The 14,200-nt window shown below is 63.1% G+C and carries 12 protein-coding genes and 2 pseudogenes; 8 read left to right on the top strand and 6 right to left on the bottom strand.

The window, feature by feature from the left end; genetic code table 11:
• Positions 1 to 13: 13 nt before the first annotated feature.
• The gene (locus tag ACFXS9_RS16040; protein WP_392690233.1) at positions 14 to 1,855 is read right to left on the bottom strand and encodes a serine hydrolase; all 1,842 of its coding nucleotides are present in this window, start codon (positions 1,853 to 1,855) and stop codon (positions 14 to 16) included.
• Between the two features lie 399 nt (positions 1,856 to 2,254).
• Between ACFXS9_RS16040 and ACFXS9_RS16035 the strand changes: the two genes are divergently transcribed.
• The 3 genes and pseudogenes from ACFXS9_RS16035 (at position 2,255) to clpA (ending at position 6,190) form a co-directional block, all read left to right on the top strand.
• Positions 2,255 to 2,593 (top strand): phasin family protein, encoded by a 339-nt coding sequence (locus tag ACFXS9_RS16035; RefSeq protein WP_213286571.1) that lies wholly within the window; start codon positions 2,255 to 2,257, stop codon positions 2,591 to 2,593.
• Between the two features lie 597 nt (positions 2,594 to 3,190).
• On the top strand, positions 3,191 to 3,523 hold the full coding sequence (gene clpS / locus ACFXS9_RS16030; RefSeq protein ID WP_392690231.1) for an ATP-dependent Clp protease adapter ClpS: 333 nt from the start codon (positions 3,191 to 3,193) through the stop codon (positions 3,521 to 3,523).
• A 265-nt stretch (positions 3,524 to 3,788) separates the two neighbouring features.
• A pseudogene (gene clpA / locus ACFXS9_RS16025) lies at positions 3,789 to 6,190 on the top strand (ATP-dependent Clp protease ATP-binding subunit ClpA).
• Positions 6,191 to 6,271: 81 nt separating this feature from the next.
• Here the strand turns inward: clpA and ACFXS9_RS16020 are convergent.
• Positions 6,272 to 6,628, bottom strand: a complete 357-nt coding sequence (locus ACFXS9_RS16020; protein ID WP_392690229.1) for a PilZ domain-containing protein — start codon at positions 6,626 to 6,628, stop codon at positions 6,272 to 6,274.
• Between the two features lie 237 nt (positions 6,629 to 6,865).
• Between ACFXS9_RS16020 and ACFXS9_RS16015 the strand changes: the two are divergent.
• The 4 genes and pseudogenes from ACFXS9_RS16015 to tsaA all read left to right on the top strand — a co-directional run bounded on the left by ACFXS9_RS16015 (position 6,866) and on the right by tsaA (position 9,682).
• Positions 6,866 to 7,817 (top strand): annotated as a pseudogene (locus tag ACFXS9_RS16015) (transglycosylase SLT domain-containing protein).
• Between the two features lie 206 nt (positions 7,818 to 8,023).
• Positions 8,024 to 8,767, top strand: a complete 744-nt coding sequence (locus ACFXS9_RS16010; protein WP_392690227.1) for an AzlC family ABC transporter permease — start codon at positions 8,024 to 8,026, stop codon at positions 8,765 to 8,767.
• Complete coding sequence (locus tag ACFXS9_RS16005) at positions 8,764 to 9,108, top strand: AzlD domain-containing protein (protein WP_392690225.1); 345 nt, start codon at positions 8,764 to 8,766, stop codon at positions 9,106 to 9,108. The genes ACFXS9_RS16010 and ACFXS9_RS16005 overlap by 4 nt, the downstream gene beginning before the upstream one ends.
• A gap of 82 nt (positions 9,109 to 9,190) precedes the next feature.
• Positions 9,191 to 9,682 (top strand): tRNA (N6-threonylcarbamoyladenosine(37)-N6)-methyltransferase TrmO, encoded by a 492-nt coding sequence (tsaA, locus tag ACFXS9_RS16000; RefSeq protein ID WP_392690223.1) that lies wholly within the window; start codon positions 9,191 to 9,193, stop codon positions 9,680 to 9,682.
• A gap of 106 nt (positions 9,683 to 9,788) precedes the next feature.
• Here tsaA and ACFXS9_RS15995 read toward each other — a convergent pair whose 3' ends face one another.
• From ACFXS9_RS15995 to ACFXS9_RS15980, 4 genes are all read right to left on the bottom strand, one after another.
• Positions 9,789 to 10,211 carry an HIT domain-containing protein gene (locus tag ACFXS9_RS15995; protein ID WP_392690221.1) on the bottom strand — a complete coding sequence of 141 codons (423 nt, stop codon included), beginning with the start codon at positions 10,209 to 10,211 and terminating at the stop codon, positions 9,789 to 9,791.
• A gap of 52 nt (positions 10,212 to 10,263) precedes the next feature.
• Positions 10,264 to 11,502, bottom strand: a complete 1,239-nt coding sequence (locus ACFXS9_RS15990; RefSeq protein ID WP_392690219.1) for a GNAT family N-acetyltransferase — start codon at positions 11,500 to 11,502, stop codon at positions 10,264 to 10,266.
• A gap of 107 nt (positions 11,503 to 11,609) precedes the next feature.
• On the bottom strand, positions 11,610 to 12,362 hold the full coding sequence (locus ACFXS9_RS15985; RefSeq protein WP_392690217.1) for a glycerophosphodiester phosphodiesterase family protein: 753 nt from the start codon (positions 12,360 to 12,362) through the stop codon (positions 11,610 to 11,612).
• A 16-nt stretch (positions 12,363 to 12,378) separates the two neighbouring features.
• Entirely contained in the window at positions 12,379 to 12,846 is a 468-nt protein-coding gene (locus ACFXS9_RS15980; RefSeq protein ID WP_213286420.1) for a RidA family protein, read from the bottom strand.
• Positions 12,847 to 13,100: 254 nt separating this feature from the next.
• On the opposite strand from ACFXS9_RS15980, the gene ACFXS9_RS15975 reads away from it, so the two are divergent.
• On the top strand, positions 13,101 to 13,967 hold the full coding sequence (locus tag ACFXS9_RS15975) for a cell envelope integrity EipB family protein (protein ID WP_392690215.1): 867 nt from the start codon (positions 13,101 to 13,103) through the stop codon (positions 13,965 to 13,967).
• Positions 13,968 to 14,200 lie beyond the last annotated feature (233 nt).

Genomic DNA, 14,200 nt, shown 5'->3' with positions numbered 1-14,200 from the left:
AGAAACGTCCGGATCAGTTGCGAACGGTGATGCAGGAAATGTCGGCGCGCTTGAGGGTCTTGCAGACCGCTTCGGCCTGATCGCGCTCGAGGCCGGCGAAGCGGGCCCGGTAGAGCGTGCGGTTGTCCTTGGCGACCACCGGTTCGGTGAACGGATCGGCCTTGCCGAGCAGCGCGCTGGCCTTGGCGCGGGCGAGATCGATCCGCTGCTTGGCCTCGCTTTCGCTTTCGAGCGCACCAACCTGAATGATCCAGCCGGTGCGGACCACCGCCGGCGCGGCCGGCTTGACGGCGCTGTTCTGCTGGACGGCAGGCGGCTGGGCGTGGGGTGCCGGATCGGCATAGGCCAGCGCTTGCGCGTGCGGGGCTTGCGGGGGGATCTGTGTCAGGCTGGAAGCGGGCAACACGCCGAGCACGCCCTGTCCGGTACCGTGATTGGCCGGCTGCGGTGGCATCGCGACCCTGGCGGCTTCGGTCTTGGTCTCCGCGGCCTTTGCGACGACGGCGCTGGAGGTCTCGGCGATTTCAGGGCGGGCCGGAATGGTGTTGGTGATCGGCGGCGCCGCGGGCTGCGAGGGGCCGGCTGAAGCGAGCTTCATCGGTCCTGCCTTGACCTGAACCGTCTTGACCTTGACCGGCTTCATCGGCTCAGCCGAGCCGGGGATGGCTGATATCGCCTGGGCCTGGATGACGCCGTTGGTCAATGGTGCGGGTTCAGGCCTGGCTTGCTGTTCGAACTTGTTCTGTTCGACCTTGGTGGGCGGCGCGGGCAGGGCAGCGGCAGCCGCCGCCATCAGAGACGGCTTGGCCGGCGCGATCGAGCGGGTGGCCGGCATGGCGGCGAGCCCGGGTTCGGCGGCGGCGCCGCCGGACTGAGCCGTTTCGGCCGGACGTGCTACGGTCTCGGCTGCGGCGACATCGACGGTGCCGTCGGCGGGATTGCGCTCGGTGATTGCAACGACGGTACGCTTGGTCGCGCCCTTCTCGAGGTTTTCGGCCAGCAGGTTGCGCATGGTGGCATCGCGCGAACCGCCGCTGCGGCCGCCCAGCACCACGCCGATCAGGTGGCGGTTGCCGCGGCGCATCGAGCTTACGAGGTTGAAGCCTGACGCGCGGGTGTAGCCGGTCTTGATGCCATCGACGCCTTCGACATTGCCGAGCAGGCGATTGTGATTGCGGATCGACTGTCCCCGATAATTGAACACCGTGGTCGCGAAGTAGCGGTAGTAGCGCGGGAAGCGATCCTGGATGGCGCGGCCGAGGGTCGCCTGATCGCGCGCGGTGGTCAGTTGCTCGTCGTTGGGCAGGCCGGAGGCGTTGCGATAGGTGGTTTTGCTCATGCCGAGCGCGCGCGCCTTGCGCGTCATCAGCCTGGCGAATTCGGCTTCATCGCCGGCAATCGCCTCGGCGACCACAACGGCGGCGTCATTGGCGGAACGCGTCACAAGACCCTTGATGGCATCCTCGACCTTGAGGGTCTGGCCCGGACGCAGGCCGAGCTTGGTCGGCGCCTGCTCGGAGGCGTGCTCGGAGACTTCCATTTCGGTGTCGAGCTTCATCTTGCTGGATTCCAGGCGCTCGAACAGCAGATAGAGCGTCATGATCTTGGTCAGCGACGCCGGGCGCCGGATACCGTCGGGATTGTTGGAGGCGAGCACCGCGCCTGAATTGCCGTCGACGATGATGGAGGAGAATTGCGGGCTGTAGCTTTCGCGCGCGACGTGATGGTGGCGGCGGTGCTTGGAGCGGCGCGCTTCGGCGCTCTCGCTCGAGATCAGTATTGCCGTGGTGAAGGTAAAGAGTCCGAGGGCGCACACCCGCAATGCGCGCGAGGAAGCCAAGGTTGTACGAAGCATTTACTTCCCCGTCCCAATTTCTGTCTTGATCACCGGCTCGTGAGGCAAAATTGTGCCCGCTAAACCGCTGATGGTTCCCCGTTCGAAGCGCCGGTCCGGCCATGACGCGAGGCTGGAGTGGCCGATCAAGTCGCTTTTCTAGCTAAGATGCTGTTCACAAACAGCTTTCAGGCTGTCTGTCGGAAGGCGAACAAGTCCAGAATCAGGTTAGGCGGAGCGAGTTGCCAAAAGATTAATTAACCGTTGCGTAAGACCCCGGGGTTTTCCGTCAATTGGCCGTATTTGTGCGTCGCACAATATTTCTTGACTTTATTGTGCGGTGCACATATAGAGGCGTGGTGGTCAGGGAGCCGGGACCTCCCGGCAATAGGAACGCTTAGTCTGGGAAAGGACTCCATGATGGTCAAAATTGAAGACATTCAGAACTACGGCAAAGAGCATCTCGAATCGGTTGCCGTTTCCGCAACCAACGTGCAGAGCGGCGTTCAGGCGATCGCCACCGCTTACGGCGATTACGCCAAGAAATCGTTCGAAGACACCAAGTCGTTTGTCGAAAAGCTCTCCGGCGTGAAGTCGCTGGACAAGGCGCTCGAAGCCCAGACCGAATTTGCGCGTTCTTCCTACGAAACATTTGTCGCGGAGTCGCAGAAGATTGCCGGCCTCTACACCGACCTCGCCAAGCAGGCCTACAAGCCCTACGAAGGCCTGGTCGCGAAGTTCACGCCGGCCGCGCACTAATTCGCGGGTCCATACTTCGAAAAACAAAAGCCCGGCCGTAGCGGCCGGGCTTTTTTCTTTCCGCCTCGATGGAGGCCGCTACTTCGCGACGCGCAGCTTGGCCAGCGACTGTCCAATCGAATTGAACAGCCAGGCCCGATCGTGACCGACTTGGTTAGACCGGTTCCGAAAAAAGGGTCAAAGGCCCGTGCACCGCCAGGCCGGTCGCCAAAAGACCCCGGTATGCTCAACGGCGCTAAACGGGCCGTCGCCGTCCTTTGTCAAATCCGGCAGAAACGATTAACCTTGCTCCGGATAGCCGAGCCGGGAATCGGGCCGGTCGCGGGACGTGGCAGGGCAACATCAATGCGCTTGCGGCCATCCGGCGGCGGACCCATATTCCAGGTGCTGATCCGGCCAACGGGTCGGACCGGGAGCGGCGATCTGGAATAAAGCGTTACTGGGCACCAGGCGGTGGCTCACGTCAGAGCCGATCGCGTGCGGGCCCGGATGCGCTCTCCGGTCATCCCTTTTGGAATTTCGAACGCCTGAGCCATGTTGCAGCCAACCTTCAAAGCTTGTCCGTCCGTGCCGGCAAGGTCATCTTCTGCTCTCCGAATGAGCAATGACGAGAACCGCAACGCCGGAACCGGCGGACCATCAACATCGGTCATCACCAAGGTCAAGACGAAGACCAAGCGTCCGAACCTCTATCGCGTGCTTATTCTGAACGACGACTACACGCCGATGGAGTTCGTCGTTCATGTGCTGGAGAAGTTCTTCCAGAAGGACGCCGAAGCGGCCACCAAGATCATGCTCCATGTCCATCACCACGGGATCGGTGAGTGCGGCGTGTTCACCTACGAGATTGCCGAGACCAAGGTCACGCAGGTGATGGATTTTGCGCGCAAGCACCAGCACCCACTGCAATGTGTGATGGAAAAAAAATAGTCGCGCGTGGCTCGCGATCCGGCCGGAAATAAGGAACGGGATTGCATTGATCGGTGTTGATGGACGCCGACCGTATTCCCGGCAGTTTTTTCGGGGAGAGGTCGCGTGACGCCGCCGCGGTGCCGCGAATTTAGAGGAAAACCACGCTTGCGGAACCGGTCTTTCGCCACGATCGTGTGTAACTATATGACAGGGGATGACGAAGGTTGTTGTTGCCTCACCGGGTAATGGCGATCATGATGACCGGGGGCCATAGAGGACGCGAATGCCAACTTTTTCCCAAAGCCTTGAACAATCCCTGCATCGTGCATTGGCGATTGCAAACGAGCGCCATCATCAATATGCGACGCTCGAACATCTGCTGCTGTCGCTGATCGATGACTCGGATGCGGCTGCGGTGATGCGCGCCTGCAGCGTCGATCTCGACAAGCTGCGCACCAGCCTCGTCAATTATCTCGAGACCGAATTCGAAAATCTGGTGACTGACGGCGCCGACGACGCCAAGCCGACGGCCGGTTTCCAGCGCGTGATTCAACGCGCGGTGATACACGTCCAGTCCTCAGGGCGCGAGGAAGTCACCGGCGCCAACGTGCTGATCGCGATTTTCGCGGAGCGCGAAAGCCACGCCGCCTATTTCCTGCAGGAGCAGGACATGACGCGGTACGATGCGGTCAACTACATCAGCCATGGCATCGCCAAGCGGCCCGGCGTCTCCGAAGCGCGCCCGGTGCGCGGCGTCGACGAGGAGACCGAGACCAAGGGCAACGAGGACGCCAAGAAGAAGGGCGAAGCGCTCGAAACCTATTGCGTCAACCTGAACAAGAAGGCGCGGGACGGCAAGATCGATCCGGTGATCGGGCGCAATGCCGAGATCAACCGTGCTATCCAGGTGCTGTGCCGTCGGCAGAAGAACAATCCGCTGTTCGTGGGCGAGGCCGGCGTCGGCAAGACCGCGATTGCGGAAGGGCTGGCCAAGCGCATCGTCGATTCCGAAGTGCCGGAAGTGCTGGCCGCTGCCACCGTGTTCTCGCTCGACATGGGCACGCTGCTCGCCGGCACCCGCTACCGCGGCGATTTCGAGGAGCGGCTGAAGCAGGTTTTGAAGGAACTGGAAGCGCATCCCAACGCCATCCTGTTCATCGATGAAATTCACACCGTGATCGGCGCGGGCGCCACTTCCGGCGGCGCGATGGACGCATCCAACCTGCTGAAGCCGGCGCTGGCTTCCGGCACGATCCGCTGCATGGGTTCGACGACCTACAAGGAATACCGTCAACATTTCGAGAAGGATCGCGCACTAGTGCGCCGGTTCCAGAAGATCGACGTCAACGAGCCGACGGTGGAAGACGCGATTGCGATCCTGAAGGGGTTGAAGCCCTATTTCGAGGATTATCACCGGCTGAAATATACCAATGAGGCGATCGAGGCGGCGGTGCAATTGTCGTCGCGCTACATCCACGACCGCAAGCTGCCGGACAAGGCGATCGACGTGATCGACGAGTCGGGCGCGGCGCAGATGCTGGTCGCCGAGAACCGGCGCAAGAAGACGATCGGCATCAAGGAAATCGAGACCACGATCGCGACCATGGCGCGGATTCCGCCCAAGAGCGTGTCAAAGAACGATGCCGAGGTGCTGAAGCATCTCGAGCAGACGCTGAAGCGCGTGGTGTTCGGCCAGGACAAGGCGATCGAGTCGCTATCCGCCTCGATCAAGCTGGCGCGCGCCGGCCTGCGCGAGCCGGAGAAGCCGATCGGTTCATACCTGTTCTCCGGTCCGACCGGCGTCGGCAAGACCGAAGTCGCAAAACAGCTCGCGGCCTCGCTCGGCGTTGAATTGTTGCGCTTCGACATGTCTGAATACATGGAGCGGCACACGGTGTCGCGCCTGATCGGCGCGCCTCCCGGCTATGTCGGCTTCGACCAGGGCGGCCTTCTGACCGATGGCGTGGACCAGCATCCGCATTGCGTGGTGCTGCTCGACGAAATCGAGAAGGCGCATCCGGATCTATACAATGTGCTGCTGCAGATCATGGACCACGGCCGGCTCACCGACCACAACGGCAAGCAGGTCAATTTCCGCAACGTGATCCTGATCATGACCACCAACGCGGGCGCCGCCGACCTCGCGCGGCAGGCCTTCGGCTTCACGCGCAACAAGCGGGAAGGCGACGACCACGAGGCGATCAACCGGCAGTTCGCCCCGAATTCCGCAACCGGCTGGACGCGATCGTCTCGTTCGCCCATCTCAACGCCGACGTGATCGGCATGGTGGTCGAGAAGTTCGTGCTGCAGCTCGAGGCGCAGCTTGCCGATCGCGACGTCACCATCGAGCTGTCCGAGCCCGCCAAGGCCTGGCTGATCGAGCATGGCTATGACGAGCAGATGGGCGCGCGGCCAATGGCGCGCGTGATCCAGGAGCACATCAAGAAGCCATTGGCAGACGAGGTGCTGTTCGGTCAGCTCAAGGGCGGCGGCCATGTGCGCGTCGTGCTGGTCAAGGACGCCGAGGACAAGGACAAGATCGGCTTCGAGTTCGTCGAGGGCCCGGTCACGCCGAAGCCGGAGAAGCTGCCGGGAGCGCGCAAGCGCAAGCCGAAGCCGGGCGGTCCCAACGGGGGCGGCGGCTCCAAGGGTCCAGCCTCGAAGGGTCCGCTGGTCAAGGTGTGATCGCGGTTCGACCGAGCGACGCGACGAGAGAATGCAAAAAGGCCGGCGACAGCCGGCCTTTTCTTTTGGCATCTTGCAGCTTCAGCGCTCGCTGAGCAACTCGTCGATCCGGCGCTGGAGCTGCCGCTTCTTGATCTCGCTTCTGCGCAGCCGCTCCTCGAGGTCGGAGACCGGCTCGGCCGGGCTTTGCCCATGGAATGCGACACCGACGAAATTGTCGCGCCACCAGATGACCCTGGCGAGGAAGGAGCGACCCTTACGCGCGATGCGCAGCGAGAGCTGCTCTTTCGGCAACTGCACGTCATTGCTGAATTCGATGGTCGCGCCGTGATCGGAGATATTGCGGACGATGCATTCGCGCGTCGCGCCGCATTCGCCGATCTCGGCGACGCCGCCATACATCACCTTGTCGCGCACGCTCTCGCGCCGGTCCTGCATTGGAAGTCTCCCAAAAAAGTGAGGAGACTTTTACCCCGCTTTGTTGCCCGTAAAAGTCCGGCCGCCGCAAAATGCGGCGTTAACGTAAATTAACGGCGGTTCCGATGGCGGGGATTTCGGAGCAATTGCAACGCAAAAAAGGCGGCGCGCAGCGGAGAGGTGGCGGATCCGCCTGCAAGCCATGATCGTTTGACCAACGTTTCCACCGCAATACGCATTCCCGGATTGCGAACTGCCATGCAAAGAGGTCGATTTCTTCGCGCCCTATGGTGCACGCTGTGGCTTTTGTCCTCAGTTGCGAACGCCTTCGCGGAGGACGCGGGTGAGGCTACCCGGTCGAGCGCGACAGCTAGCCAAAAGCCGGCCACCGCGCGCGAGAGCGAGGCGCGCGAGGCGATGTGCCTGATGATCGAGTCGGCGGCGAGGGCGTCGGACCTGCCGCTGGAGTTCTTCGCGCGCGTGATCTGGCAGGAGAGCCGCTTTCAGTCCGATGCGGTGGGGCCGGTGACGCGCAGCGGCGCGCGGGCGCAGGGCATTGCGCAATTCATGCCGGGAACGGCGAACGAGCGCGGCCTGCTCGATCCCTTCAATCCCGTGCAGGCGCTGCCGAAGTCGGCCGAGTTTCTTGACGAGTTGCGCAATCAATTCGGCAATCTCGGGCTCGCGGCGGCAGCCTACAATGCCGGACCGCGGCGGGTGCAGGAATGGCTGGCCGGTACTGGCGGGATGCCGCAGGAGACCCGCAACTACGTCGTCGCCATCACTGGTTCGACGGTGGAGGAGTGGGCCGCGGCGGGAAAGGGCGGCAAGCAGCCCGAACGAGATCCCGACATCGAGCTGCCGCGAATTGATGGCGCTTTTGAAGCAGGTTCCCAATCCCTTTATCGCCGGGCTGGAGCAGCGCGTGAAGCTCGCCGCCGCGAAGTTGTGGGGCGTGCAGCTCGCCGCCGGCTTTTCACGCGACAAGGCGCTTGCGATGTATGGGCGCGCGGTCTCGCGCCTTTCGAGCGTGATCGGCAATCGCGACCCCAGCATTCTCGCCTCGCGCCTGCGCAGCCGCGGCCCGGCGACGTTCTACCAGGTGCGCTTCGGCGCCGACAGCCGCGGCGAGGCCGACGACCTCTGCAACCGCATCCGCAAGGCCGGCGGGGCGTGCTTTGTGCTAAGGAACAGGGGCGTGGCTGGGTGAGGTCACTTGCTCCGTCATTCCGGGATGGTCCGGAGGACTAGATCTCAGGTGCGCAATTGCGCACCATAGTTCGATGCTTCGCATCGCCCCGGAATGACAGTGCAATTGCCATTGATTGCATAGCCGCCCTGAGCCGCGCTTGCTTGACGCAGGCCGCATTCGCCAGCCCTATGCCCGTCACGACTCAAACCTCCATCTGGTCATCCGTGGCGCTGCCTCCACCCGACTCTCCCCAATGGAAAAGCCCCTTTCGCGCCTTCGCATGGGGCGTGAGTTCGGTCGCATCCACCGTGCTCACGCTGGTGCTGTTTGCGACCTATCTCGGCATCGGCGCGCTGGCCCATGATAGCCATTTCAGCCTCGGCTGGGTGCTCGGCAGCACGCTGCTGGTCTGGGCTGGTCCGGCGCAGATCATCCTGATCTCGACGCTCGGCTCGGGGGCGACCGCGGTTCAGGCGGCGATTGCGGTGACGGTGAGCGCGATCCGGCTGTTTCCGATGGTGGTATCGGTGTTGCCCCTGATGAAGACACCCAAGACCAGGCGCCGCCACCTCGTGCTGGCGACGCATTTCATCGCCGTCACGCTTTGGGTCGAATGCTATCGGCTGCTGCCAAAGGTACCACGCGAGCGGCGGATTGCGTTCACGCATGGCCTCGGCTGCGGACTTGTCACTGTATGCATGATCGCGACTACGCTTGGCTACGTACTTGCCGCCAAGCTGCCGCCGCTGTTTGCGGCGGCGATCCTGCTGCTGACGCCGCTGGCGTTCCTGCTGTCGACGGCGCGCAACTGCAAACAGATATCGGATGTGCTGGCGCTGGTGCTGGGGCTTTCGTTGTTTCCGCTGGTGTCGATGCTGCATACCGGCGTCGACATCCTGATCAGCGGCGTCACCGCCGGCAGCATTGCCTACGGCGTGCACTGGTGGCGGGAGAGGGCGCGCGCATGAGCGAATTTTTCGGCAGCCCGCACGCGCTGTTGGTGCTCGTGCTTGCAGGCTTCCTGCCCAACGAGATCTGGCGGATGGCCGGGCTGTGGTTCGGCGCCGGCGTCGACGAGGGCTCGGAAGTCCTGGTGTGGGTGAGGGCGGTGGCGACCGCGATTCTCGCCGGCGTCATCGCGCAGATCCTGGTGCAGCCGCCGGGCGCGCTGGCCGGCGTGCCGGACTGGCTGCGCTATGGCGCAGTAGCCGCAGGCTTTGCGGTGTTCATGCAGACGCGACGCTCGATCTTTGCCGGCGTGGTCTCGGGCGAGATCATCCTTCTGGCCGGCAAATGGTGGCTCGGTTGATTGCAGGGCCCATAATCCGGTACTGTCTCGCTCCGACAAGAAAAGTTGCACGCGAGCGGTGCCCATCTCACTGGATTAGGCAATGGTTCAGGACACCAAACTCCGCGAGGGCGAAGTTACCGTCGACATGCCGCCGGCCCGCGATGCCGGGCTGGTCTTCATCGGCCGCATCCGCACGCCCTGGAAATCGCGGCTTGAGACACCGCGGCAGGGCCGCCACGACGGCCCGGTCTGCCGGCTCGAGATTTTCGAGCCGTGGGTACCTGCCATCAAGGGCGTCGACTTCTATGAAAATCTCGAAGTGATCTATTGGCTGCATCACTCGCGCCGCGATCTCGTGCTGCAGAGCCCGAAGAACAACCGGAAGACCCGCGGCACCTTCTCGCTGCGCTCACCGGTACGGCCCAATCCGATCGGCACCTCGATCGTGAAGTTCGTCGGCGTCGAAGGCAACACAATCCTGGTGCGCGGCCTCGACTGCCTCGACGAGACGCCGCTGCTCGACGTCAAGCCGGACCGCTGCGAGTTCTCGCCGCTGGCGCAGCCGAAGGGCGGGGATATAGAGACCGAGTGATTGCTTCTTCCCGTCATTGCGAGCGCAGCGAAGCAATCCATTCTTTCTTTTCGCTGTGAGATGGATTGCTTCGCTGCGCTCGCAATGACGGGGTGAGACCGCCCGGCTACCCCAGCGCCGCCATCAGCTTGGTCGCGTTGTCCTCCAGCACTTTCACGTCTTCCTTGCGGCTGGCGGGCGGCAGCAGCGCCACGCCATCGTGGCGCGGCATCACGTGCATGTGCAAATGAAACACGACCTGGCCGCCGGCGGGCTCGTTGAATTGCTGCACAGTAACGCCGTCGGCGTTGAAGGCTTTCATAGCTGCTGCGGCGATTTTGTGGGCGGCGCGCGCGACATGGGCGTAATCGTCGGGCGTGATGTCGAGGATGTTGCGGGCGGGGACTTTTGGGATCACCAGCGTGTGGCCGGGCGAACGCGGCATGATGTCGAGGAAGGCCAGCACATGGTCGTCCTCATAAACCTTGTGGCAGGGAAACTCGCCGCGCAGGATTTTTGCGAAAGGGTTATTGGCGTCGTAGGCGGGCATGGGCTTCTTCCCTCAAGGTTGATCTCAAATCTCACGTCGCCAGCTCAACCGGTCAAGTCTCGTCGGCGGCCTTGCGGAACGGGCCGGCCTCGGTCAGTTCCCGTCCGACCTCGGCCACATAGGCGCGCTCGCGCTTCAGATAGTCGGCAATCGCGCGGCGCAAATCGGGATCGGCGATGAAATGCGCGGAATAGGTGGTTTGCGGCAGGTAACCGCGGGCCAGCTTGTGCTCGCCCTGCGCGCCGGCCTCCACGACCTTCAGGCCGCGCTCGATCGCAAAATCGATCGCCTGATAGTAGCAGACCTCGAAATGCAAGAACGGGTGATGCTCGACCGCGCCCCAATTGCGGCCGAACAGCGTGTCCGACCCGATGAAATTGATGGCACCCGCAATCCAGCGGCCGTTGCGCTTGGCCATCACCAGGAGCACGTCGCGGCTCATGCTCTCGCCGATCAGCGAGAAGAATTTTCGCGTCAGATAGGGTCGGCCCCATTTGCGCGAGCCGGTCTCCATATAGAACGCGAAGAACGCATCCCACGCGTCCTCGGTGATATCGGCTCCGGTCAAGCGGTGGATCGTGACGCCGGCGGCGACCGCCTCGCGTCGCTCGCGCTTGATCGCTTTGCGGTGGCGCGAATTCAGCGAGTTCAGGAAATCGTCAAAACTACCGTAGCCCTCGTTGTGCCAGTGAAACTGCTGGTCGTTGCGTTGCAGGAAGCCATGCTGACCCAACAACTTCGCTTCAGCCTCGCGGGCAAAGGTCACATGCACGGAGGAGGCGTTGGTCGCGTTGCACAGCGCCATTAGCCCGCGCGCCAGCGCCGAACCGATCTGTTTGCGGTCGACGCCGTCGCGGATCAGAAGTCTGGGGCCGGTGGCAGGCGTAAACGGCACCGAGACCTGCAGTTTGGGATAATAACGACCGCCGGCGCGCTCATAGGCATCCGCCCAGCCGCGGTCGAAGACATATTCGCCTTGCGAATGGGCTTTCAGATAGCAGGGCACGACGCCGACGATCTCGCCGTCGAGCCGTGCCAGCAGATGCCGAGGGCCCCAGCCCGTGCGGGCGCAGGCCGAGCCAGAAGCCTCCGCGGCTACAAAAAAGGCATGAGAAACAAAGGGGTTATAGGCCGGCTTTGCAGCGGCGCAGGAGCCGTTCCGCGCAGCCAGCGTGTCCAGGTTTTCGAGGCCGTTCGGGTCGCCCGCCGGATTGGCGCAGGCGTCCCAATCCGCAGCTTTGATGTCGCTGGCGGAGGGGACGGCCTCGAGGGTGATTTCGGATGATGCCATCTAGAAATTCAAACCGGTCCCATCATGCGATCAGCCAGCGCGCATGGCGACCAACGCCCTGCAAAGATCGTGCATCGGGCAGGCGAGTTCAAGGTGGCGCTGACAGATCAGGTTCCCGGCAGGAACCCCTCGAAGATCATCTGGTCGGCGTAGCGCGCCGCCTGCGCACGCTGCTCCGGTGTGCGCACGGTCCAGGCCAACAACGGCAGGCCTAAAACGTTGCGGGCGATCCAGGGCGCGGCCGCGGGCAGCTCATTCACCCAATAGGCGACGAAATGCGGCCGGGTGCGAAAAGCGTGGCGCAGATGCGTCATGCCGCGGCGCTGTTCCGCTGACGCTTCCGGCCACTCCTCGGCGGTATAGTCGTGTTCGGCTACGATGCCGCGGGCGCGGCCAGGGATCAGTTCCCGCAGCGCCACCACCTGATCCGGATCGAAGGACATCCCGACCGCCGGGCCGTCATAAGAAGCGAGAACCTTTGCCATCCGTTTCACCAGCCGGCGATCGCCGTCGAAATGGCTTTTCACCTCGATCACCAGCGGCACGCGGCCGGCGACCAGCGCGCAGAGATCGCCGAGCGTCATCATCCGTTCTGGCGTATCCTTGAAATTGACGGCCTTGAGTTCGGCCGCGGTCATACCGAGCAACGCGCCCGAACCGTCGGTGAGGCGGCCGAGCGCATTGTCGTGATGGACCATCGCCTCGCCGTCGGACGAAAGCTGGATATCGCATTCGATGGCGAAATTGCCGCCGACGGCGGCCTGCGCGGCCGCCGGCATGTTTTCGACGATGCCACGCGAAATATCATGCAGGCCGCGATGAGCGACCGGCCTTGCCGTCAGCCAGTCCGGCGCGCGCACGAGAGCCTGCTCCGCTTCAGGACACTTCGAAGATCGCGTCGACCTCGACGGCGGCATCCGAGGGCAGCGAAGCGACGCCGACCGTGGTGCGGGCGTGCCGGCCCTTGTCGCCAAATGCCGTGACCATCAGGTCGGAGGCGCCGTTGAGCACCTTGGGCCCGTCGAGAAAATCAGGCGCGGAATTGATGAAGCCGCCGAGCCTGACCACGCGCACGACCTTGTCGAGATCGCCGAGCGCCGCCTTGACCTGGGCCAGCAGGTTGATGCCGCAGCCCTGCGCCGCGGCGTATCCCTGTTCGATCGTGACGCCGGCCCCGAGCTTGCCCTTGGCGATCAGCTTGCCTTCGGCGTCGGCGCAGACCTGGCCCGAGACGAACAGCAGGTTTCCCGAGCGCACGAATCCGACATAGTTCGCCATGGGGGTGCGCGGCTCGTTCACGACGATACCTTGTGCCGCCAGCTTCTGTTCGACCGTACCCGCCATGTTTTGCATCCCCGCTTGATGTGACTGTTCCTGACCTGCGGTCAGGGGCGCATTGTTTCGCGCATCGCGCTTTGTCTTGCAAGCGACGGTGGAGCTTCCGTCCGCATGGCGATCGAAGCGGATCGTGCCCGAAAATGCCAAAAAACGGCGCGCCCCGGCCTCGAATTCTTGCGTTTTTCGTGGCGCCGCCCTAGTTGCGGCGCAATGGACCCGTCACTAATGTAGTCGAATCTCCCTCGAGGAAAAAATAGAACATGGCTAGCTCGTTCCCGATTCCGGTTCGTGCTTTGGTATTTTCGGCTGCCGCCACTTTGCTCTCAGGCTTCACAAGCGGTCCGGCGCTGGCTGGCGCCAGCGGGCCATTTCTCGCCCACCAGGCGCTGTATGAATTGAAGCTGGTCAAGTCGCGCGGATCCAATGCGATATCGGGTGCGCGCGGGCGCATTCTCTACAATTTTTCAGGCAGCGCCTGCGAGGGCTACACCTCCGAATTCCGCCAGGTGTCCGAACTCGACAGCGGCGAGGGCAGGCTGACGCTGAGCGATCTTCGCTCGCATTCCTGGGAAGATGCCGCCGGCAAGAGCTATCGCTTCAAGATCGACACCCGCATGAACGATACCGACTCCGCGCCGATCGACGGCGTGGCGGAACGGGTCGGCGACCGCATCACGGTCAAGCTGAAACAGCCGGTTGCGAAGACGTTCGAGCTCGACGGCAAGGTCGTGTTCCCGACCGAGCAGATCCAGCACATCATCGCCGCCGCGCGGGCGGGCAAGTCGGTGCTGGAGCTGATGGTCTATGACGGCTCGGATAATGGCGAAAAAGTCTACAACACGCTGTCGGTGATCGGGAAACCGATCCCGGGCACCCAAAGCATTGCATCGCCCGATCCGTCGACCGTGAACGACCAGATGAAGGCGCTGACCCGCTGGCCCGTGACCGTGAGCTATTACGACCGCGACGCCAAGGCGAAAGACGGCGAGCAGACGCCGGTTTACGCCATGTCGTTCGAGCTGTTTGAGAACGGCGTCTCCCGCGCGCTGATGCTCGATTACAACGATTTCGTGATTGCCGGCGCCATGGGCCGGTTCGACGTCAGGGATTCCAAACCCTGCAAGTGACGGCATCCTGAAAACGGTCGCGCCCGGCGATCGCGCGGCGTCTCACACTGTTGCTTGATATCACCCGCGCGTGAAATCGCCGGGCTTCAATCCGAGCGCCTGGACAGCCGCCGCCGGAAGTGGCCCCCAGGCCTCGACCCTTTCATTCGGGGCCATCATTGCTGCGATGATTGCCTCGGCCTTTGCCGGATCCCGTTCAGCCACATAGTAGACCGAGCGAACGGGTGCACCGC

It is taken from the genome of Bradyrhizobium sp. RDI18, from assembly GCF_043203335.1.
Taxonomy (GTDB): Bacteria; Pseudomonadota; Alphaproteobacteria; order Rhizobiales; family Xanthobacteraceae; genus Bradyrhizobium; species Bradyrhizobium retamae.
This window is presented reverse-complemented; position numbering and strand designations above follow the sequence as displayed.

Bases quoted from the DNA above. Each gene is read 5' to 3' on its own strand.
- ACFXS9_RS16040 (WP_392690233.1), bottom strand. From the start codon at position 1,855: ATGCTTCGTACAACCTTGGCTTCCTCGCGCGCATTGCGGGTGTGCGCC.
- ACFXS9_RS16035 (WP_213286571.1), top strand. From the start codon at position 2,255: ATGGTCAAAATTGAAGACATTCAGAACTACGGCAAAGAGCATCTCGAA.
- clpS (WP_392690231.1), top strand. From the start codon at position 3,191: ATGAGCAATGACGAGAACCGCAACGCCGGAACCGGCGGACCATCAACA.
- ACFXS9_RS16020 (WP_392690229.1), bottom strand. From the start codon at position 6,628: ATGCAGGACCGGCGCGAGAGCGTGCGCGACAAGGTGATGTATGGCGGC.
- ACFXS9_RS16005 (WP_392690225.1), top strand. From the start codon at position 8,764: ATGAGCGAATTTTTCGGCAGCCCGCACGCGCTGTTGGTGCTCGTGCTT.
- tsaA (WP_392690223.1), top strand. From the start codon at position 9,191: ATGGTTCAGGACACCAAACTCCGCGAGGGCGAAGTTACCGTCGACATG.
- ACFXS9_RS15995 (WP_392690221.1), bottom strand. From the start codon at position 10,211: ATGCCCGCCTACGACGCCAATAACCCTTTCGCAAAAATCCTGCGCGGC.
- ACFXS9_RS15990 (WP_392690219.1), bottom strand. From the start codon at position 11,502: ATGGCATCATCCGAAATCACCCTCGAGGCCGTCCCCTCCGCCAGCGAC.
- ACFXS9_RS15980 (WP_213286420.1), bottom strand. From the start codon at position 12,846: ATGGCGGGTACGGTCGAACAGAAGCTGGCGGCACAAGGTATCGTCGTG.
- ACFXS9_RS15975 (WP_392690215.1), top strand. From the start codon at position 13,101: ATGGCTAGCTCGTTCCCGATTCCGGTTCGTGCTTTGGTATTTTCGGCT.